This window comes from Microbacterium sp. HMH0099 (assembly GCF_049384025.1).
Classification (GTDB): domain Bacteria; phylum Actinomycetota; class Actinomycetes; order Actinomycetales; family Microbacteriaceae; genus Microbacterium.
In genome coordinates this window covers 293,035-311,901 of the sequence record NZ_JBMRJR010000005.1, presented here as the reverse complement: position 1 = coordinate 311,901, position 18,867 = coordinate 293,035, and the positions used below count along the sequence as shown (strand labels likewise).

General features: G+C 72.2%; 17 protein-coding genes and 1 pseudogene. 3 read left to right on the top strand and 15 right to left on the bottom strand.

The genetic code is table 11. The features are described 5' to 3' along the window. Positions 1-58: 58 nt before the first annotated feature. Positions 59-649, top strand: a complete 591-nt coding sequence (locus ACO03V_RS13470) for a hypothetical protein (RefSeq protein ID WP_423137923.1) — start codon at positions 59-61, stop codon at positions 647-649. On the opposite strand, the gene ACO03V_RS13465 is transcribed toward ACO03V_RS13470, so the two are convergent. The 4 genes from ACO03V_RS13465 to ACO03V_RS13450 all read right to left on the bottom strand — a co-directional run bounded on the left by ACO03V_RS13465 (position 581) and on the right by ACO03V_RS13450 (position 5,976). Continuing rightward, a complete protein-coding gene (locus ACO03V_RS13465; RefSeq protein WP_423137922.1) occupies positions 581-2,134 on the bottom strand; it encodes a dynamin family protein in 1,554 nt (517 codons plus the stop codon). The genes ACO03V_RS13470 and ACO03V_RS13465 overlap by 69 nt on opposite strands. Further along, positions 2,131-4,113 (bottom strand): dynamin family protein, encoded by a 1,983-nt coding sequence (locus tag ACO03V_RS13460; RefSeq protein ID WP_423137921.1) that lies wholly within the window; start codon positions 4,111-4,113, stop codon positions 2,131-2,133. Before ACO03V_RS13460 ends, ACO03V_RS13465 begins: the two co-directional genes overlap by 4 nt. 126 nt (positions 4,114-4,239) lie before the next feature. Further along, on the bottom strand, positions 4,240-5,094 hold the full coding sequence (locus ACO03V_RS13455) for a hypothetical protein (protein ID WP_423137920.1): 855 nt from the start codon (positions 5,092-5,094) through the stop codon (positions 4,240-4,242). A gap of 30 nt (positions 5,095-5,124) precedes the next feature. Then, positions 5,125-5,976, bottom strand: a complete 852-nt coding sequence (locus ACO03V_RS13450; protein ID WP_423137919.1) for a hypothetical protein — start codon at positions 5,974-5,976, stop codon at positions 5,125-5,127. Between the two features lie 301 nt (positions 5,977-6,277). Between ACO03V_RS13450 and ACO03V_RS13445 the strand changes: the two genes are divergently transcribed. After that, positions 6,278-7,480, top strand: a complete 1,203-nt coding sequence (locus ACO03V_RS13445; protein ID WP_423137918.1) for a THUMP-like domain-containing protein — start codon at positions 6,278-6,280, stop codon at positions 7,478-7,480. A gap of 21 nt (positions 7,481-7,501) precedes the next feature. Here ACO03V_RS13445 and ACO03V_RS13440 read toward each other — a convergent pair whose 3' ends face one another. Genes ACO03V_RS13440 through tsaB form a run of 4 tightly spaced genes read right to left on the bottom strand, consistent with a single transcriptional unit; the run spans position 7,502 to position 10,426 of the window. Then, positions 7,502-7,990: a hypothetical protein gene (locus tag ACO03V_RS13440; RefSeq protein ID WP_367729041.1), complete on the bottom strand. Its 489-nt coding sequence runs from the start codon at positions 7,988-7,990 to the stop codon at positions 7,502-7,504. Beyond that, complete coding sequence (gene tsaD / locus ACO03V_RS13435) at positions 7,987-9,120, bottom strand: tRNA (adenosine(37)-N6)-threonylcarbamoyltransferase complex transferase subunit TsaD (protein WP_423137917.1); 1,134 nt, start codon at positions 9,118-9,120, stop codon at positions 7,987-7,989. Before tsaD ends, ACO03V_RS13440 begins: the two co-directional genes overlap by 4 nt. After that, positions 9,120-9,794: a ribosomal protein S18-alanine N-acetyltransferase gene (gene rimI, locus ACO03V_RS13430; RefSeq protein ID WP_423137916.1), complete on the bottom strand. Its 675-nt coding sequence runs from the start codon at positions 9,792-9,794 to the stop codon at positions 9,120-9,122. Before rimI ends, tsaD begins: the two co-directional genes overlap by 1 nt. Next, on the bottom strand, positions 9,794-10,426 hold the full coding sequence (gene tsaB / locus ACO03V_RS13425; protein WP_423137915.1) for a tRNA (adenosine(37)-N6)-threonylcarbamoyltransferase complex dimerization subunit type 1 TsaB: 633 nt from the start codon (positions 10,424-10,426) through the stop codon (positions 9,794-9,796). Before tsaB ends, rimI begins: the two co-directional genes overlap by 1 nt. A gap of 202 nt (positions 10,427-10,628) precedes the next feature. Between tsaB and ACO03V_RS13420 the strand changes: the two genes are divergently transcribed. Continuing rightward, positions 10,629-11,642 carry an alpha/beta fold hydrolase gene (locus tag ACO03V_RS13420; RefSeq protein ID WP_423137914.1) on the top strand — a complete coding sequence of 338 codons (1,014 nt, stop codon included), beginning with the start codon at positions 10,629-10,631 and terminating at the stop codon, positions 11,640-11,642. On the opposite strand, the gene tsaE is transcribed toward ACO03V_RS13420, so the two are convergent. From tsaE to ACO03V_RS13385, 7 genes and pseudogenes are all read right to left on the bottom strand, one after another. Beyond that, positions 11,534-12,037 carry a tRNA (adenosine(37)-N6)-threonylcarbamoyltransferase complex ATPase subunit type 1 TsaE gene (gene tsaE / locus ACO03V_RS13415; RefSeq protein WP_367729033.1) on the bottom strand — a complete coding sequence of 168 codons (504 nt, stop codon included), beginning with the start codon at positions 12,035-12,037 and terminating at the stop codon, positions 11,534-11,536. The genes ACO03V_RS13420 and tsaE overlap by 109 nt on opposite strands. Beyond that, positions 12,034-13,155 (bottom strand): alanine racemase, encoded by a 1,122-nt coding sequence (alr, locus tag ACO03V_RS13410; RefSeq protein ID WP_423137913.1) that lies wholly within the window; start codon positions 13,153-13,155, stop codon positions 12,034-12,036. Before alr ends, tsaE begins: the two co-directional genes overlap by 4 nt. Before the next feature lie 146 nt (positions 13,156-13,301). Further along, a pseudogene (locus ACO03V_RS13405) lies at positions 13,302-13,649 on the bottom strand (holo-ACP synthase); the annotation flags it as partial. Positions 13,650-14,019: 370 nt separating this feature from the next. Continuing rightward, positions 14,020-15,870: a glutamine--fructose-6-phosphate transaminase (isomerizing) gene (gene glmS, locus ACO03V_RS13400; RefSeq protein WP_423137912.1), complete on the bottom strand. Its 1,851-nt coding sequence runs from the start codon at positions 15,868-15,870 to the stop codon at positions 14,020-14,022. 11 nt (positions 15,871-15,881) lie between these two features. After that, positions 15,882-16,934, bottom strand: a complete 1,053-nt coding sequence (locus ACO03V_RS13395) for an HTTM domain-containing protein (RefSeq protein WP_423137911.1) — start codon at positions 16,932-16,934, stop codon at positions 15,882-15,884. Further along, positions 16,931-17,740, bottom strand: a complete 810-nt coding sequence (locus ACO03V_RS13390) for a DUF5819 family protein (protein WP_423137910.1) — start codon at positions 17,738-17,740, stop codon at positions 16,931-16,933. Before ACO03V_RS13390 ends, ACO03V_RS13395 begins: the two co-directional genes overlap by 4 nt. A gap of 2 nt (positions 17,741-17,742) precedes the next feature. Beyond that, positions 17,743-18,867: LPXTG cell wall anchor domain-containing protein (locus ACO03V_RS13385; RefSeq protein WP_423137909.1), on the bottom strand; the 1,125-nt coding region annotated here is incomplete at its 5' end.

Sequence of the window (18,867 nt, the reverse complement as noted above, 5' to 3'; positions counted from 1 at the left end):
CGCACGTTCCGAAGCCGCCCGCCGTCCCGGCGCGGCGGTTCCGTCGTCTCGGGATGCCGTGAAGAAGCCGGTTCCGCGCGACCGTCCGGCCCCACCGGCCCGGCCCGCGCTGCACGACAAGGCCGCGGCGCCGGTGATGGTGAAGCTGCCGCCGCCCGCCTCGGTGCGACTCGCGCAGATCAGCTGGATCCTGAGCCTCGTCGTCGGCGGCATCGCCATCGGCTACATGTTCGTCATCCGCGAGCCGATCCTTCCCGAGATCGAGAACCTCGTGCGCGGCGTGGACGCCGAGCGCCTCGACGAGACGATCCAGACCGCGGCGGACATCGTGTTCTGGACGGTTTTCGGGTCGCTCGTCGCCGTGATGCTCGTGCACATCACCTCGCTGGTGTCCTTCAGCAACCGCCGGGAGCGCGCGCGCTGGTGGATGCTCGGCATCCTCCTGTTCCAGGGCGCGGCGTTCCTCGCCGCCCGTCAGCTGGTGGCCCTCGGCGACCGCGGCATCCCCCTGGAGCGCCTGCTGCTCATCCAGCTGGGGCTCTCGCTCCTGGGGCTGCTCTTCTCGCTCCTGCCGGGCGCCCTACGCTGGACCGCGCGTAAGCACGACATCCGTCGGGGCGACCCCGACGCCGTCGCGCCCGAGCTCTGAGGAGGCGGTATCCGGGCCGACCAGCTCGGATGCCGCACCCTCGACGCTGCGGATGACGCCACGGCACAGGTCGGCCGTGTGGCGGTCCGTCAGCGGGGACTCCGCGATCGAGCGCCAGTGCGTCAGCAGGTCGCCGACGCGGCCGCGCTGCTCCTCCGCCGAGGAGTCGTCCCGCAGCCCGAGCCGAGTGGTCGCGCTGAGGCCGGAGCTGCCGACGATGCGCTCCGCTTCGGCCAGCGCCGACGCGTCCAGGGACGGCGGCGCGGTGCGCAGCTCGGCGAGCAGCGACAGCTCGCGCAGGTCGTGGCTCTGAGCCGTGAGGCGCTCGATCGAACCGAGCAGCGCCGCGGTGTTCGTGCGCGGCCGCTCCCGGACCAGGCGCTCGACGCTGTGCAGGATGCCGCGGGCTTTGAGCGCGAAGGCGCGTCCGCGGAACTGGTCCTCGACGAAGCGCTGCACCTCGAGGAGCCCGCTCTGCTGCACGAGGCGGTCCGACAGCTCGGACGAACTGGAGACGCCGCCGCGGATGAGGGCCGCGGCCAGGCGCACGCCGAACAGCCCGAAGCGGTGCAGGAGCCCGCGGCGCACGTCGACGGACAGGGCCGTGTCGTCGTTGGCGCGGATGAAGCGGTCCACCGACAGCAGGAGCTTGTCGCGCGCGGCGCGCTCCATCCCGGCGATGTGGCGGAGGGCGATGAACTCGCTCTCGCGGAGCGTCCGGCCGCCCTCGGCCAGGAGGCCGGCGACGGGAACGACGTCCAGAGCCAGGGCGCGCAGCTCGCCGTCCCGGCGGTAGCGGTCCGCGATCTTCGCGGCGGACAGGAGCGAGTCGATCCGGCCCGAGCCGATCTCGTCGGCGCGGGACAGCGCGGCGACGGCGTTCACCGTCTGCGAGGCGCCCGCGGCCGTGTCGCGGAAGGCCTCGAGGAACTTGAGGTCCTCGGCGTGCACGTGACGGAGGAGGTAGATGATGGCATCCGCCGCGGTCGGGGTGTCCTTCGGGATGAAGAAGTCCGTCGACCGCGCCGAGTTCTCGACCGTCAGGGAGGCGATGCCGGGGGTGTCGATGAGGACGGTCGAGCGGAGGCTCTCCGACGGCCACGCGACGTCGATCCAGGCGACGTCCTCGGCCGCGTACCCGCCCATGTCGAGCACGAGACGGCCGTCCGCGCGGCGGACCGGACGGGAGATCTTGCGGCCGTCGTGCAGCCGCAGGTCGACGCGTGCGGTCGAGCCGTAGCGGTACCAGGTGATGGTCTTGGTGCACTCCCCCGCGTCGGTGGGGGCGATGCGCTCCCCGATGAGGGCGTTCAGCAGCGTCGACTTGCCCGCCTTGACGATGCCGGCTACCGCGAGGCGCAGCGGCTCGCGCAGCCGCCCGCGGAACGACTCCAGCACCTCGACGGCAGCGAGATCGTCGGCGTACGCATCGAGTGCGTCGTCGACGATCCGGGCGACCTCGGGCAGTCCGGTCGCACCGCTCACCGCGCGACCGCCTTGGCCGGCGCCGCGCCGCCCTGGGCGCGCGCACCGCTCTCGACGGCGAGCACGGGGATGCGCCCGCGCAGGGCCTCGATGTCGCGCAGCTGCGCCTGCAGCCGCGTGATCCGCTGGTCGCGGTCGGCGGTGTAGTTGGCCGCGGCCTGCTTGGCCACCAGGACCGAGTCGGCGAGCGAGCGGTGCAGCTCGTCGGCGATCGAGCCGAAGTGGTCGCGCGCGGTCCGCTGGACCAGGCGCAGACGGTCCTTCAGCTGCTTGCCGACCTGGAACACCGTGTCCTCGATGTGTCGGCGGAGCAGGTTCTTCGCCTCGTTCTGACGGCGCGTGAGGCGCGACGACATGTCCTCGCGGTAGGCACGGCGTCCCACCAGCACACCGGCCAGCAGCGACAGCGGGTTGATGAGGGACAGGCCCACGATGCTCGTGGCCAGACCGACCATCAGCACACCGCCGTAGGAGCCGCGGACGCCGATGTAGATCTTCTCGGCGGCGCCGAGGCGCCCCTCCTCGAGGTGCTGCAGCTCCTCGACCGGATCGAGCAGGCCGTCCGTTCCGGCCACGTCGATGAGCGGAATCATCTCCTCGCCCATGCGGAACTCGTCGGCCACCTGCTCGGCGAGCCACTGCGAGCGCTCGTTCGTCCACACGAACGTCTCCGACACGGCCGCGTTGACGCGCTGGTCGACCCACTCGGCGATCTGCTCCCAGATCGGACCGGGGTCGCCCTCGTCGATCGCCGCCTCGCCCTCGCGCTGCACCTTGCGCAGGCGATCGCGGAGGTCGTGCTCGGTGTCGCTGATGAGGTCGGCGATGCCGTCGCTCAGCGTGACCTGCCACCGTGAGGTGCGGCTGCGGAAGTCGTCGGCCTTGGCCTTGGCGTCCTCGAGGCGGGCGATCATGCCCGGGGTGTCCTCGGGATGCTGCAGGGCGTTCAGCTCCGTCCGCACCGACAGCGACAGCTGGTCGGCGACGGTCTGCAGGTCGTGCACGGCGGCCTTGCGGTTGAGGTCCTCGGCCTTGCCGAGCACGTCGCGGCGCAGGTGGGCCACGAGCTGGGGGAAGCCGGACTCGTCGTTGAGCTCGCGGTCCTGGTGCTCGGCGGCGAGCATGCGCAGATCGCTGGAGACCGCGAAGACGGGCACGTCGGCGACGTCCACGCCGAGCTCGGTCAGGTGGTCCTGGTCGACGGCGCGGATGTCGCGCCACTGCGGGTAGAGGTCGGTCTTCGACAGGACCGCCGCGACGTTCGGCGAGATGCGCATGGCATGACGCAGGAACTGGATCTCCGGCTCGGTGTACTCCTGCGAGGCGTCCGACACCAGCAGCACCGCGTGGGCCGTCGTGAGGGCCGCGAGGGTGGCGAGCGAGCGCGTGGACTCCAGCCCGCCGACGCCCGGGGAGTCGACGATGCGCAGTCCGCCCTTGAGGATCTCGCGCGGCAGCAGCACCTCGGCGCCGACGACGTCGCCGTTGTGGTCCTCCTCGGCGCGGGCCGTGACGTAGTCGTTGAGCCGCTCGAACGGGATGTCGACGCGCTGGATCTCGAAGTCGTCGCCGCTCTCGCGCTTGACCAGCACCGTGGCGGAGGGGTCCTCCGCATAGCCGACGGACGTGGGGACGCTCGTGGCGATGTCGTCGTCGACCGCGCACGCGGGGGCGTTGATGAGCGCGTTGACCAGCTTGCTCTTGCCCTGTTTGAACTGCCCGACGATGACGACGCGCACGTGCGGGTCCTGCAGACGGGTGCGGGTGTTCGCGAGCTTCTCAGCGAGGTCCTCGCGTCCGAGCGACCCGGAGAACTGCCGGGCGCGATCGACCAGCTGGGTCAGCTCCGCGGCGGCGGGCGGCCGGGGCGCGTCCGTCTCGGCGGGCCGGCCGCCCTTGGACGCACCCCCGTCGGATGCCGTGGAACGGGCGCCGGCGCGGGTGCTGGCGGGGGTCGGGGTCTGGGCCGGTGCGGACACGCAGGCACCTCTCGATCAAAAGGTGGTGGCGCCGCTTCGGCGCCGAAGTCTCTGTGGGGACGACGATAGCCCCGGGCAGGAGAACCTGCCCAGGGCTACCGTCAAACGGTCATGCGTGAGTGGATGTCAGACCGCCGGGTCGATGTCGACGACCGGGACCTCGACGACCGTGTCGTTGCCCGAACCCCACACCTCGGTGGTGTTGATGGTCCAGTTCTCGGTCTCGACGGTGCTGAAGTCCTCGTTGAACGAGTCCGTCAGGTCGACGTTGAGCGAGTTGTCGTTGCCGACGTTGTCGAACGACCAGTCCTGCGACGCGTCGGTGATGTCGATCGTCGTGTAGGACTCGTTGTACGAGCCGTCGATGTCGACGATCTCGGTCGAGTTGCCGATGTTGATGTCGCCGCCCGCGTCGATGTTCGTCGAACGGTCGAGCGACTGCGAGATCGTGACGTCGCCGCCGGCGGCGACCGAGCCCTCGCCCGAGGCGGTGACCGACGAGTTCGCGAAGAACTGGTCGACGTCACCGGTGGCCGCGACGTTCTGGTTGACCGACTGGTCGGTGATGGTCGCCGAGCTGTGGATCGCGGCAGCGCCGCCACCGAAGCCGCCGAAGCCCTCGAAGCCGGTGTTGTACTCGCGCACGCCGGCGTTCGTGGACGCGTCGGTCCAGGACTCGTCGGTGTTGAACGAGTCGGTCACGTCGATGTCCGTGGCCTCGTTGAACGAGCCGTTCACCGAGTTGTCGGAGTTGTCGTTGCCCGAGCCGTCGATGTCCCAGTCCGTGTTGCCCGAGTCCACGTTGCCCGAGTCGACGATGGTCGTGTCCTCGGTGGTGGTCTCCTCGTACGACGTGTCGGTGTTGCCGACGTTGTCGAGGTCCACGACCAGGTTGCTCGAGTTGTTCGTGTTGGTGGTGTTGCCGACGTTCAGGTAGCCCTCGTTGCCCGAGTCGTCGATGTCGCCGATGTTCCAGACCATGATGTGTGTCTCTCTACTCTTCTATGCGTCTCAGAGGATGGGGAAGGTCGCGTCGACCGAGTTGAAGCTGTCGACGACCTCGGTGTAGTCCACGTTGATCTCGGTCGAACTCTCGAAGATGTCCGAGGTGTTGAACGAGCCGTCGACGGCGTAGTTCTCCGAGAAGTCGTTGAACGAGTCGGTCACGTCGATGACGGTGGACTCGTCGGTGTACGAGAAGTCCACGTCGACCGTGTTGAACGAATCGGTGACGGTGGTGACCGAGGTCTCGTTTCCGATGTTGATGTCGCCCTCGGCGGTGAAGTTGGTCGACTCGTCGATCGTCGTGACCGAGGTGAAGTCGCCACCGGCGGCGATCGAGTCGGCGCCCGACGCGGTCACCGAGAAGTTGGCGAAGTCCTGCGTGACGGCGCCCTCGGAAGCGATGTTCTGGTTGACCGACTGGTCCACGATCGTGGACTGGCTCCAGATCTCGGTGTGACCGGCGCCACCGGCCGCCGCAGCCGACGAGCCCGTGCCGCCCCAGATGCCCGTGTTGTACTCGCGCACACCCGCGTTGATGGAGTTGTCGGTCGTGGAGTTGTCGGTGTTGAACGAGCCGTCGATGTCGATGAGCTCGACCGAGTTGCCCGAGTCGTTGACCGAGTTGTCCGAGTTGTCGTTGCCCGAGTCGGTGATGACGGTGGACTCGTTGTTCGAACCCTCGTTGAACGAGCCGTCGACGTTGGTGGTGGTCTCGTCGGTGACGACGATGTCCGTGGTCTCGTTGAAGGAGTCGCCGACGGTGTAGTCCTCGTTGACCGAGTTGTCCTCGGTGGTCTCGTTGAGCGAGTCCGCGATGACCGTGTTGAGCGAGTTGTTGATGTCGCCAGTGGTAGGCATTTCTTCCATCCAATCCTCGGGCCGCGGCCCGCAAGAGCTGTTCGTACTGTCGAGATTAGGAATCGGCCTCCGATCCGGCATCGGGGGGCTCCCCGGTATCCCGTACGGGGGTGCCCGGGGTTTCGGGGTGGGGGTGGGGGGTGTTGCCGGGGGATACGGGTCCCGGCACCCCCGCACTCCGGGGTGGGGGGTGGCGCCCGGGGATACGGGTCCCGGCATCCCCGCGCCACCCCGGGGGCACCGGGGGCGGAAGGGATGCCACGGCCCCGACCCGTGTCATCCCGCCGCCTAGGCTGGATCGGTGGACACCGCCGAGCTCACCGCCCTGCTCACCCCCGAAGGGCTGCGCCTGCTGGACGAGCTGGACCCCGTCCGCTCGACGGACGACGCCGCCCGCGCGGTCTCGCGCCTCCGGGCGGCCGGCCACTCCCCCTCCCTCGTCTCGGCCGTCGTGGGGCAGGCCTCCCTCCGCGTCCGCGCGGCGGCGAAGTTCGGTCCCTTCGCGGACCGCATGCTCTTCACCCGCGCGGGCCTCGAGCAGGCCACGCGCCTGCCCATCGCCGCTCGTCACGCGGGACGGTTCCGCGCAGCGGGGATGGCATCCGTCGCCGACCTGGGATGCGGGATCGGGGGCGACGCGCTCGGCCTGGCCGGGCTGGGCCTGCGCGTGCACGCCGTCGACGCCGACGAGGTCACCGCCGCGATCGCCGCGTACAACCTCGCCCCCTTCGGAGACGCCGTGACCGTCGCGCAGGCGCGCGCCGAGGAGGTCGACCTGGCGGGGACGGATGCCGTGTGGCTCGACCCCGCGCGGCGGACGGCGGGGCACTCCGAGACGCGCCGGGTGTCGGCGGACGAGTGGTCGCCCTCCCTCGACTGGGTCTTCGGCCTGCTCGGGAGCATGCCCGGGGGTGTCAAGCTCGGACCGGGTTTCGACCGCGACCGGATCCCCGCCGACGTCGAGGCGCAGTGGGTGAGCGCGGACGGGTCCACGATCGAGCTGGTGCTGTGGTCGAAGGAGCTCGCGCGCCCGGGCGTGCGCCGGGCGGCGCTCGTCGTCCGCGGTGACAAGGCGTGGGAGCTCACCGCGCCGGACGACTCCCCCGACGTCGAGCAGCGCGAGCGGGGCGCCTACGTCCACGAGCCCGACGGCGCGGTCATCCGGGCCCGGCTGATCGGCGAGGTGGCCCGGTCCCTGGATGCCGGGATGCTGGCGCCCGGGATCGCCTACCTGACCTCGGATGCCGCTGTCACGAGCCCCTTCGTCTCGTCGTTCCGGGTGCGCGAGGAGCTGCCCGCCGACCCGAAGAAGCTCGCCCAGGCCCTCCGGGCGCGCGGCATCGGGACGCTGGAGATCAAGAAGCGCGGTGTCGACGTCGACCCCGCGGTGCTGCGCAAGAAGCTGTCACTCAAGGGCGACGAGTCGGCGACCCTCCTTCTGACCCGCGTCGGCTCGCGCCGTCTGGCGCTTCTGGCCGACCGCGTCGCCGCAGCCTCCGCCTGAGCGTCAGAGCGCGGCGGGCGCCTACGCGCGCAGCGCGTCGAGCTGCGGCAGGGTCCACAGCAGCCAGCCGGCGCTGTAGACGATCGCGAGCAGCCCCAGGGCGAGCGCCCACCCCGCGACCAGCCGGCTGTCGTGCCGGCGTCGCAGCGAGACCAGCGCGAGCACGACCGCGACGACGCCCAGCGGCAGCAGCCACCCCACGAACACCGCGGCGACGAGCGCGACGATCGCGGTGCCCAGCGCCCACGGCGCGACGGATCGGCGCTTCGGCGGCGCGGCCGGGAGCCACTCCCCCGCGACGAGGTGCGGCCCGAAGGCGGCCATCTCGAGCTGCGCGGTCGGCAGGCGACCGTCGTCCTCGTCCTCGACGAGGGGGTTCCGGTTCTCCCCGACGCTGCCCCCGGCCGGGCTCGCCGCGGGTCCGGCCCACGCCGGCATCGGCGGGAGGGGCGGGACGGCACCGTCGGCGGCGCGGCGCTCCCGCCGCGACGGCGGTTCCTGCGTGCTCACGGAGCACCGCCGGACGGGTCCGGGATGCCGGAGGGGGTGGCATCCATCGCCCTCGACGGAAGCGGGGCGTCGGAGTCCTCCGCGACCTGGATCTCCGTGACGGGGAGGGTCGAGTCCGCCCCGAAGGCCAGCGTCGAGGGACGGCGGCCCGAGGTGATGAGCTCGGCGGCGAGCGCGGCGATCATCGCACCGTTGTCGGTGCACAGGCGCAGCGGCGGGATGCGCACCGCGACCCCGGCCGCCGCGGCGCGCTCCAGGGCGACGTCGCGCAGGCGCTTGTTCGCGATGACGCCGCCGCCGAGGAGCAGACGCGGCACGCCGTGGCGCGCGCAGGCGTCGAGGGCCTTCGTGACGAGGACGTCGACGACGGCCTCCCGGAACGACGCGGCGACGTCGGCCACGGGCACGGGCTGCCCGGCCGCCTCGTGCTGCTCGACCCAGCGGGCGACCGCGGTCTTCAGCCCCGAGAACGAGAAGTCGTAGCGGTGCGACGCCATGTCCGACGCCCGCGACAGGCCCCGCGGGAAGCGGATCGCCGTCGGGTCGCCCGCGGCCGCGGCCCGGTCGATCTCGGGACCGCCGGGGTACGGGAGCTTCAGCAGGCGGGCGACCTTGTCGAACGCCTCGCCGGCGGCGTCGTCCATCGTCTCGCCGAGGAGCTCGACGTCGCTGGTGAGATCGCGCACGAGGAGCAGCGAGGTGTGCCCGCCGCTGACGAGGAGCGCGACCGTGGGGTAGTCCAGCTCCCCCGCGTCGGCGTCGAGGATGTCGGCCGCGATGTGCCCCACGAGGTGGTTCACGGCGTAGAGCGGCTTGTCGAGTGCCACGGCGAGGCCCTTCGCGGCGCCCACTCCCACCATGAGCGCCCCGGCGAGGCCGGGACCGCTGGTCACGGCGACGGCGTCGATGTCCGCGAGTCTCACCCCCGCCTCGGCGAGCGCGGCGTCGACGGACGGCTGCAGCGCCTCGAGGTGGGCGCGCGCCGCGACCTCGGGGACGACGCCGCCGTAGCGGGCGTGCTCGTCCATGCTGGAGGCGATCGTGTTGCTGAGCAGCTGCCGGCCGCGGACGATGCCGATGCCGGTCTCGTCGCAGCTGGTCTCGATGCCGAGCACGAGGGGCGCGTCCATCAGCACCATCCCTTTCCGGTGGTGATCGGTGTCGCGGAATCGGACGGGTGCGCGGTGGTCGGTGTCGCGGAGCCCGCCGGGTGCGCGGTGGTCGGTGTCGCGGAATCGGACGAACGCGCCGGAATCGGACCGGCCGGCCCTTCTGCTCCGATTCCGCGGCCTCCGTCCGATTCCGCGAGCGAGCTCCCCGCGAGCGATCCCGCGGCCTCCGCCCGCTTCGCGGCCCACCCCCGCAGGTCGAGCTGCATGACGAGGGCGTCGACGTCGTCCGGCTGGTAGTAGCGCGGACGCCGGCCGACCTCGGCGAAGCCCTCCGACAGGTACAGCCCCTGCGCGACCGGGTTGTCCGCCCGCACCTCGAGGAAGACGTCGTGGACGCCCCGGCGCACGGCCTCGTCGAGCAGGACGGTGAGGAGCGCGCGCCCGCGCCCCCGTCCCCGCGCGGCCGCGGAGATCGTGATGGTCTGGACGTCGGCATCCCGAGCCCCGCGCACCGCGCGGAGTCCCGCATAGCCGACGAGGCGTCCGGCCTCCTCGACCACGACGTACCACCCGTGCGGCGAGGCGAGCTCCTCGCGCATCATCGCGGGGCTCCAGGCGTCGGTCGGGAACGACGCGTGCTCCAGCGCCATGATGCCGTCGAGGTCGGCGAGGGTCGCGGGGCGGGTCGTCATCAGCTCACCCGCTTCGGCGCGTGCGCGGCGACGACGTCGGGGCTGCGCAGGTAGAGCGGCTCCGGTCCCGCGAGCGTGCGGCCGGCTTCGAGGGCGCGGGCCGCGGCGAGGGCGATCATCGCGGCGGACACCGCGGCGGCGTCCCGGCGGACGGCCCGGAGCTCGGCGAGGCGGTCGTCGAGGGCGTCGCGCGGGGCGAGGGCGGCATCCGTCACCCGCACGGGCAGGCCGTCGTCGTCGATGCCGTCGTACACCGTGAAGGCGAACTCCTTGCGGCGCGCGTCGGTGACCACGGCGAAGCGGCCGGGGTCGGTGTCGGTGAGCGCCCCGTGCAGCAGGAGCTCGAGTGCGACGCCGTCATGGCTCGGGACGGGGACGGCCGGGATGCCGCGCCCGAGGGCGAAGGCGCGCGCGGTGGCGATGCCGACGCGCAGTCCGGTGAACGGGCCGGGGCCCATGCCGACGGCCACGTGCGTCGGCGCCGGCCCGGCGCTGCCGGCACGGCGGAGCAGGTCGCCGATCACCTCGGCGTGGCCGAGGGGGTTCAGGCTCTGCTCGTCGGCGAGCACCTCGCCGTCGGGCGTGATGGCCGCGACCGCAGTGCCGAGCGAGGTGTCGATGCCGAGGATCACTCGTCCAGGGTATCCGGCCGCCCTCCGCTCCTCCCCGGCGTCCGCCCTCCGCGGACCGCCGGCCGCCGTCCGCCCTCCGCTCCTCCCCGGCGTCCGCCCTCCGCGGACCCCCGCCGGCCGCCGTCCGCCCCGCCGGTCGATCACCGGCGACGGGTCCGCGGGCCGTGGCATCCATCCGGCACCTCCGCTCCGAAGAGAGGACATGGACACGGATGCCGCCCGGCTCGGGCTGCGGCAGATGCTCGTTCCCACGGCGGTGGGGGCCGTCGCCGTGCGCGCGGGCCGCGGATCGGGGAGCCCCGTCGCGACGGTCCTGCTGCACGGTGCGGCCGGCTCGTGGCGGACGTGGACGCCGCTGATCGACGCCTCCGACCGGCTCGGACTGCCCCTGTCGGACATCGTCGCGATCGACCTGCCCGGCTGGGGCGACACCCCCGGACCGGTCCCCGATCCCGCCGACCTCGCCGTCGCCGTCGCCGCGGTCGCGCGCGCGCTCGGCTATCCGCGCTGGCGCGTCGTCGGCCACTCCCTCGGCGGCGTCATCGCCCTCGACGTCGCGGCGCGCTTCCCGCGCGAGACGGTCGCCGTGGGCGTGGTCTCGCCGAGCGGCGCCGGTGTCCGGGCGGTCTCGCGGCACCCGGTCCTCGCGGCCGCACGTCTGCCCGGCTTCGCCGGGATGGTGTGGGCGATGCGCATCCTGCGCCTGCTCGGGCCCGCGGCCCGCCCGCTGCTCCGCCTCCTCCGCCGGACCCGCGTCATCCGCGCCCTCGCCCGGCCGCTGTTCCGCCACCCCTCCGCCGTGGATCCGGCGGTGAGCGACGCGCTGGCCGACGAGATCCGTCCGACGGCGTTCCTCGCCGCGATGAGGTCGTCCCGCGCTCACGACGACGGCCTGTGGCGCCGCGTCGTCTGTCCCGTCCGGTCGGTCCGCGGCGCGCACGACGTCTTCGTCGGTCCTCGCGACACCCGCGCGTGGGATCGCCTGCTCCTCGACCACGACGAGACCGTGCTCGCCGACAGCGGGCACTTCGCCCACGTCGAGCAGCCGGTCGAGACCCTGCGGGCGCTCCGTGACGTCTGGGCGGCGCACCGGGCACCGCGCCCGCGTCAGGGACGGCGCGAGATCGTCACGGTGCGCGGCGCGTCGGCGTCCAGGTCGAGCGTGTGGCCGGCGATGTCCCCGCAGGCGTTGTCCACACCCCGCCCGCCGGTCTGACGCGCGATCTCGACCTCCCACCACGTGTCCGCGAGATGATCGGCGACGCCCCGCCCCCACTCGACGATCACCACGGAACGCTCCACGTCGATGTCGAGGTCGTCGAGCTCGACGGCGGCGCCGAGGCGGTAGGCGTCCACGTGCACGAGCGGCGCCCCTCCGACGAGGGAGGGATGCGTGCGGGCGATGACGAACGTCGGGCTCTGGATGGGACCCCGGATGCCGAGACCCTCGCCGATTCCGCGGGTCAGGGTCGTCTTGCCGGCGCCGAGCGGACCGGTGAGCACCACGACGTCGCCCGGCTCCAGGTGCGCGGCGAGCGTGCGCCCGAGCTGCTCCATGTCGTCCGGGCCGTCGATCTCGCGCTCGCCCAGCAGGTCGTTCGGAACGCTCATGAGTCCGCCTCCGTCCGCATCACCCGCGGGCCGATCCGCGTGACGATCTCGTAGTCGATGGTGCCGGCGGCATCCGCCCAGTCCCGTGCCGACGGCACGCCGAGGGTGGGGTCGCCGAAGAGCACGACCTCGTCGCCGACCGCCACCGGGTGGTCGCCGACGTCCACGACGAACTGGTCCATCGCGATGCGCCCGGCGACGGTGAAGCGCCGCCCGCCGATGACGACCGGCCCGCGGCCGGACGCGTGCCGCGGCACCCCGTCCGCGTACCCGAGCGGGACGAGGGCGAGCGTCGTCTCCCGCTCCGTGCGGTAGTCGTAGCCGTACGACACCCCGGTTCCGGCGGGGACGCGGCGGACGGCCGCGACCGCGCCGCGAAGCGTCATCGCCGGCCGGAGGCCGAGGTCGGCGGGCGTGCGGTCGTCGAAGGGCGAGACGCCGTAGATGCCGATGCCGGTGCGGACGCAGCCGCGCCGCATCTCGGGATGGGCGATGGCGGCCTGCGTCGCGGCGATGTGCTGCAGCGGCGGGCGGACGCCGAGCTCCGCGGCGACGGCGAGACCCTCGTCGAACGTCGCGAGGGCGGCGAAGTCGTCCGCGGGGCTCGTGTTCGACAGGTGCGAGAAGATGCCGACGACCCGCAGACGTCCGATCCGCTCCAGCCGCGCGGCCTCCGCGAAGACCGTCCGCCAGTCCGCCGGGGCGATGCCGTTGCGCGACAGCCCGGTCTCGATCTTGATGTGCACCGCGGCGGGGCGGTCGCCGGTCGAGGCGGCGCCGGCGCGCGTGAGCTGGTCGATGTCCGAGACGCCGATCTCGACGTCGTGCCGCACCGCCTCGTCGAAGGACGCCCCGGGCGCGTGCAGCCACGCGAAGAGCGGGGCGGCGATGCCGGCGCGCCGGAGCGCGATCGCCTCCGCGATGTCGGCCACGCCGATGCGGGCCGCTCCCCCACGCAGCGCCGCGACGGCCGCACGGTGGGCGCCGTGGCCGTACCCGTCCGCCTTGACGACGGCGATGAGCTCGCAGCCGGTGAGGCGGCGGAGGTGGCGGACGTTGTCGGCGATCGCGTCCGTGTCGATGACGGCCTCGCGCATCACGCCGGGGGCCAGGGTCATGCGTCGTCCTCCTCTCGCGGGCGCGTCGCCGCGTCGGGCATCGCGGCGTCGGGCGTCGCGGCGTCGGGCCCTGCGGCGGCAGACGTCGCGGCGTCGGTCGCTTCCGCGTCGGGGAGCGTCGCGGCGTCGGGCGTCGCGGCGTCCGTCGCTTCCGCGATCACGTACGCCGTCGCGAGCCCGGCATCGTGCGACATCGACAGGTGCAGCGCGCGGATCCCGCGGCCGGTCACGGTCGCGGCGGTCTCGCCGCTCAGCGCGAACGTCGGACGTCCGGACGGCTCGGAGGTGACCTCGATGTCGGTCCAGTGCACGCCGTCGGATCCGCCGAGGGCCTTGATGAGCGCTTCCTTCGCCGCGTACCGGGCGGCCAGCGACCGGGGCTTCAGCAGCCGTTCCGACGGGGAGAACAGCCGCGGCAGCAGGCGGGGCGTCCGCGCGAGGTGCTGCTCGAAGCGCGGGACGTCGACGACGTCGACGCCGATTCCGACGATCATGGGCGCTCCCTCCGCGGCATCCCTCCATTCTGCCGGTCCGGGGTGCCCGCCCGGTCACGCCCGCCCCCTCGCCGAACTCCTGAGTTCCGGCGCCTCCCGGCGGGCGCTGCGGCCGCCTCCCCGCGGCCGGCCTCCCGCCACCCCCTCGCCGAACTCCTGAGTTCCGGCGCCTCCCCGCGCGTCCACCCCGGCCGGCCGGGCGTCCGGCCCCCCGAGCCCGCAGAAGTCAGGAGTTGCGCGACCCACCCCGGCGCACCCCCCGCCCCGCCCCCGCCGACGCGCCCCCCGGTTCTCCGGAGTCAAGGGAGAGCAACCCGGGCACGAAAAAGGGGCCGGATGCCATGGCATCCGGCCCCGAGAGAAGGCGGCGTTACTCCACCGTCACCGACTTGGCCAGGTTGCGCGGCTGGTCGACGTCGAGGCCCTTGGCCTCGGCCAGGCCCATGGCGAAGATGTGCAGCGGGACGACGGCGAGCAGCGGCTCGAAGAGCGGTGCGGCGAGCGGGATGCGCAGCACCTCGTCCGCGGCGGGGAGCACGGCGGCGTCGCCCTCTTCGGCGATGGCGATGACGCGGGCGCCGCGCGCGCGGATCTCCTCGATGTTCGAGACGACCTTCTTGTGCATCTCGCCGGAGCCGCGGGGGCTGGGGACGACGACGAACACCGGCTGGCCGGGCTCGATGAGCGCGATCGGTCCGTGCTTGAGCTCACCGGCGGCGAAGCCCTCGGCGTGGATGTACGCCAGCTCCTTGAGCTTCAGCGCGCCCTCGAGCGCGACGGGGTAGCCCACGTGACGACCGAGGAACAGCACCGAACGGGTGTCGGCCATCCAGTAGGCGAGCTGCGAGATGCGCTCCTGCTCGTTGTCGAGCACCTGCGCGATCTTGCCGGGCACGGCCTCGAGCTCGTCCACCGCGTCCGCGGCGGTGGAGACGTCGATGGCTCCGCGCACGCGGCCCACGTGCAGGGCCAGCAGGTACAGCGCCGTGATCTGCGCGACGAAGGCCTTCGTCGACGCGACCGCGACCTCGGGTCCGGCGTGCGTGTAGACGATCGCGTCCGACTCGCGCGGGATCGTCGCGCCCTGCGTGTTGCAGATCGACAGCGTCTTCGCGCCGCGCAAACGGGCGTACTTGACGGCCATCAGGGTGTCCATGGTCTCGCCGGACTGGCTGATCGAGACGACGAGCGTGCGCTCGGACAGCACCGGGTCGCGGTACCGGAACTCGTGGGCCAGCTCGACGTCGACGGGGACGCGGGTCCACGTCTCGAGCGCGTACTTGCCGACCATGCCGGCATAGGCGGCGGTGCCGCAGGCGATGACGAGGATGCGGTCGATGTCGGCGAGGAACTCGTCCATGCCGTCGAGCTCGGGGATCTCGACCCGGCCCTCGTGGATGCGGCCGCGCAGGGTGTTGGCGACGGCCTCGGGCTCCTCCGAGACCTCCTTGGCCATGAACGACGACCAGCCGCCCTTCTCTGCGGCCGATGCGTCCCAGGTGACCTCGAACGGCTCGACCTCGACGGGCGCGCCGTCGAAGTCGGTGACCTCGACGCCCGACGGGGTGATGGCGACGATCTCGTCCTGGCCGATCGCGAGGGCGTTGCGGGTGTGCTCGACGAACGCGGCGACGTCGGAGCCGAGGAAGTTCTCGCCCTCGCCCAGGCCGATCACGAGCGGGGAGTTGCGGCGGGCGCCGACGACGAGGCCGGGGTGGTCCTTGTGCATCGCGAGGAGCGTGTACGCCCCTTCCAGACGCGACACCACCGCGCGGAACGCCGCGACGAGGTCGCCCCGACGGGCGTACTCCCGGCCGATCATGAGCGCCGCCACCTCGGTGTCGGTCTCGCTGCGGAAGGCGACGCCCTCGCCCACGAGCTCGCTCTTCAGCTCGGCGAAGTTCTCGATGATGCCGTTGTGGATGACGGCGAGCTTGTCGTCGTCGGCGAGGTGCGGGTGGGCGTTCGCGTCGGTCGGACCGCCGTGTGTGGCCCAGCGGGTGTGACCGATGCCGGTCGTCCCGTCGCCGAGCGGCGTCGACTCCAGGTCGTCGCGCAGCACTTTGAGCTTGCCCGCGCGCTTGCGCATCCCCAGGTCGCCCTCGCCGTCGATCACGGCGATGCCCGCCGAGTCGTAGCCGCGGTACTCCAGGCGCGCCAGACCCGACAGAAGGATGTCCTGGCTCTGCCGGGGGCCCACGTAACCGATGATTCCGCACATGAGCAGTGAGTCTACGTGGCGGGGCTGAGCAACCCCCGACGCACCCGGTCGACACGGCCGGCCAGCCGCCGCCAGGATCCGTCGCGCACGAGCAGCAGGTCGAGCGCGATCATCGCCAGCGAGAACGGCCACAGTCCGAGCAGGATCGCGATGCCGAGGTGCATGCCCGTGATGAGCAGCACGGCGACGTACCGCGTCGGCTTCCACAGGATCAGGACGGGGAACAGCATCTGCACCCACAGCGCCGCCCAGGTCGCCAGCGCGACGACGGGCGCCGACTGCCAGGCGAGCTCGCTGAGCGCGGGGATCACGTGGAACTGGTCGATGCTGAGGGCGTAGTAGATCGCCGTCCCGTTCAGCCACTCCTCGCCCTGGAACTTCAGCACGCTCGACACGAAGTACACGAGCAGGATCTGGAACACGCAGAGGATCAGCACCGTGTTGTGCAGCCACGCCCCGAACCACGGCGGCACGCGTCGCGGCATCCGGAACCGCCCTTTGCGCGCGGAGGCCAGGGACGGGATGCCGCCCCCTCGGCGCCGCAGCCAGGCGTCGATCGAGAAGTGGCGGCTCAGGTCCGCGAAGACGACGAACAGCAGGACGATGCGCATGAGCGTGTCGCCGCCGTTGCCGAGCAGCGTGGTGTTGGTCGAGAGCCCGACCCAGAACACCAGCAGGACCGGCGTGACGAACCGCGTCTGGAATCCCACGAGGAGCAGCACCGCGAGCGCGAGCAGCACGTGGAACGACACGTCGAAGACGATCGCGTTGTCTTTCGGGAACAGCAGGCGCAACGGTTCCCACCAGCCGCGACGGCTCGCCTCGGGCTCGACCCACCACGCCCCGGCGCCCCACAGGTAGTGGCGGTCGGCGTAGCTGGGCACGAGCACGATGAGCATCGCGATCGCGAAGAGGATCCGCAGGATCGAGAACCCGATGGTCGAGTGCTTCCGCTCCGTCAGCCACCCCTGCAGCCCCTGCCACAGCGCCCCGGGACGCAGGCGGTCGCGTAGGCGCGGGCGCACGGGCGTGCGGGCCTCGTCGATGGATGCCGTTGCGCTCATCGTCCCGTGTACCTCTCGATGACCTCGTCGTAGATGGCCCGGACTTCGTCGCTCGGCCCGACCGCCGGCTGCCGCCATCCGAACGTCGTGTACGACAGATCGGTCTGCCGCTCCTCGTCGAAGCGGTGCAGGAAGTCGTTGGGCCGGTCGTGCTGGATGCGCCACCGGACGCGTTCGATGTCCCGGTCGAAGTACGCGGTGCCGAACGCCGAGGCGAAGCGCACGAGCATGTAGTCGTAGCGCAGGTACTTCACGAGCGCGTCCCGGCTGCCGCCGAGCCCGTCGAGCTCGGTCAGGAGCGCCTCGGGGTCCATCGGTGCGAACGCGCCGTCACCGACGCCGCGGATGAACGTGTCGCGCACGCGGTCGCGCTGCTCCTCGCCGAGCGCCTGATAGCGCGTCAAGAACGCCTGGGCGGCGTTAAAACTGTTCTTCGAGATGCGGGAGGGGGTCGGGATGCCACGGGCCGAGGTGAACTCGGTGTCGGTGACGTCGATCCATTCGCTGCGCTGCAGCTCGCCGTCCTCCCGCCACTGCACCTGGATCTGGAGGTTGCGGTTGACCTTCATGATGTTCGGAGCGAACACGTTCCACCGCTGCGAGAAGTACGGGGAGAAGGCCGCCGACACGGCGGGTCGCGTCGGGCTGGTGGGGATGGTGAAGGAGACGGCCACGAAGGCGTAGCCGAGAACGATGGCAAGGGTCACGGCGGCGGCGACCGCCGCCGTGACCCCGCCCGACCGCCCGGCGGAGGGACGCCCCTCCGACACCCCCGCTTCGGGGGCGCCCTCCGCCGTGGTGGTCATCCTCAGCGCTGCTCTCCGGCGGGAGTGCTCCGTCGACGCATGGTCCACAGAGCCGCTCCTGCCAGGATCAGGGCTGCCGCGATGCCGCCGGTGAGGGGACCGTTCAGGTCTGCACCGGTGGCCGGGAGTCGGCCGCCGCCGCCCGTCGCCGCCGGGACCTGCTTGGCGATGACGGTGAAGGCGGTGTTCTCCCGATCGGTCGGGATCTCTCCCGAGACCGAACCGCGGACTTCGACACGGTGAGCACCGAGCTCGAAGTCGGCGCCGACCGCGAAGGTCATGCGCGCCGAGCCCGAGGCGTCAGCGGTCACCGGAGTGAGCTCGAACGGGGTGGAGAGGACCGTCGCCGAGATGGTCTCGCCGGGCTGGAAGCCCGTGAGGATCACGGTCTGGGTCACTCCGGTCCCCCGGACGATCTGCGTGAACTGGACATCGGCCCGCGGCTGCGAGGACACGTCCCCGTCGGTCGCGTCGGCGTCCGTCGCGTCGGCGTCGACCGCGTCAGCGGCGTCGGCGTCGGCTGCATCGGCGTCGGCCACATCGGCGGCGTCCGTCGCGTCGGCGTCGATCGCGTCGGCGTCGGCCACGTCAGCGGCGTCGACCGCGTCAGCGGCGTCGGCGTCAGCGGCGTCGGCGTCGGCGTCCGCGACGTCAGCGTCGATCGCGTCGGCGTCCGTCGCATCGGCGTCGGTCACGTCAGCATCGAGGGCGTCGATGTCGAGCTGGTCGAGCGCGTCGGCGATGTCGAGCTGGTCGAGCGCGTCAGCGATGTCCAGCTGGTCCAGGGCGTCAGCGATGTCCAGCTGGTCCAGGGCGTCGGCGATGTCGAGCTGGTCCAGGGCGTCCGCGATGTCCAGCTGGTCCAGCGCGTCCGCGATGTCGAGCTGGTCCAGCGCGTCAGCGATGTCCAGCTGGTCCAGCGCGTCAGCGATGTCCAGCTGGTCCAGCGCGTCCGCGATGTCCAGCTGGTCCAGGGCGTCCGCGATGTCCAGCGCGTCGGCGTCGGCGTCAGCGGCATCCGCGTCAGCGGCATCCGCGTCGGCCACATCGGCGTCCACCGCGTCCGCGTCGATGTCGAGCACGTCGGCGTCGGCATCCAGGATGTCGATGTCCAGCGCGTCGGCGTC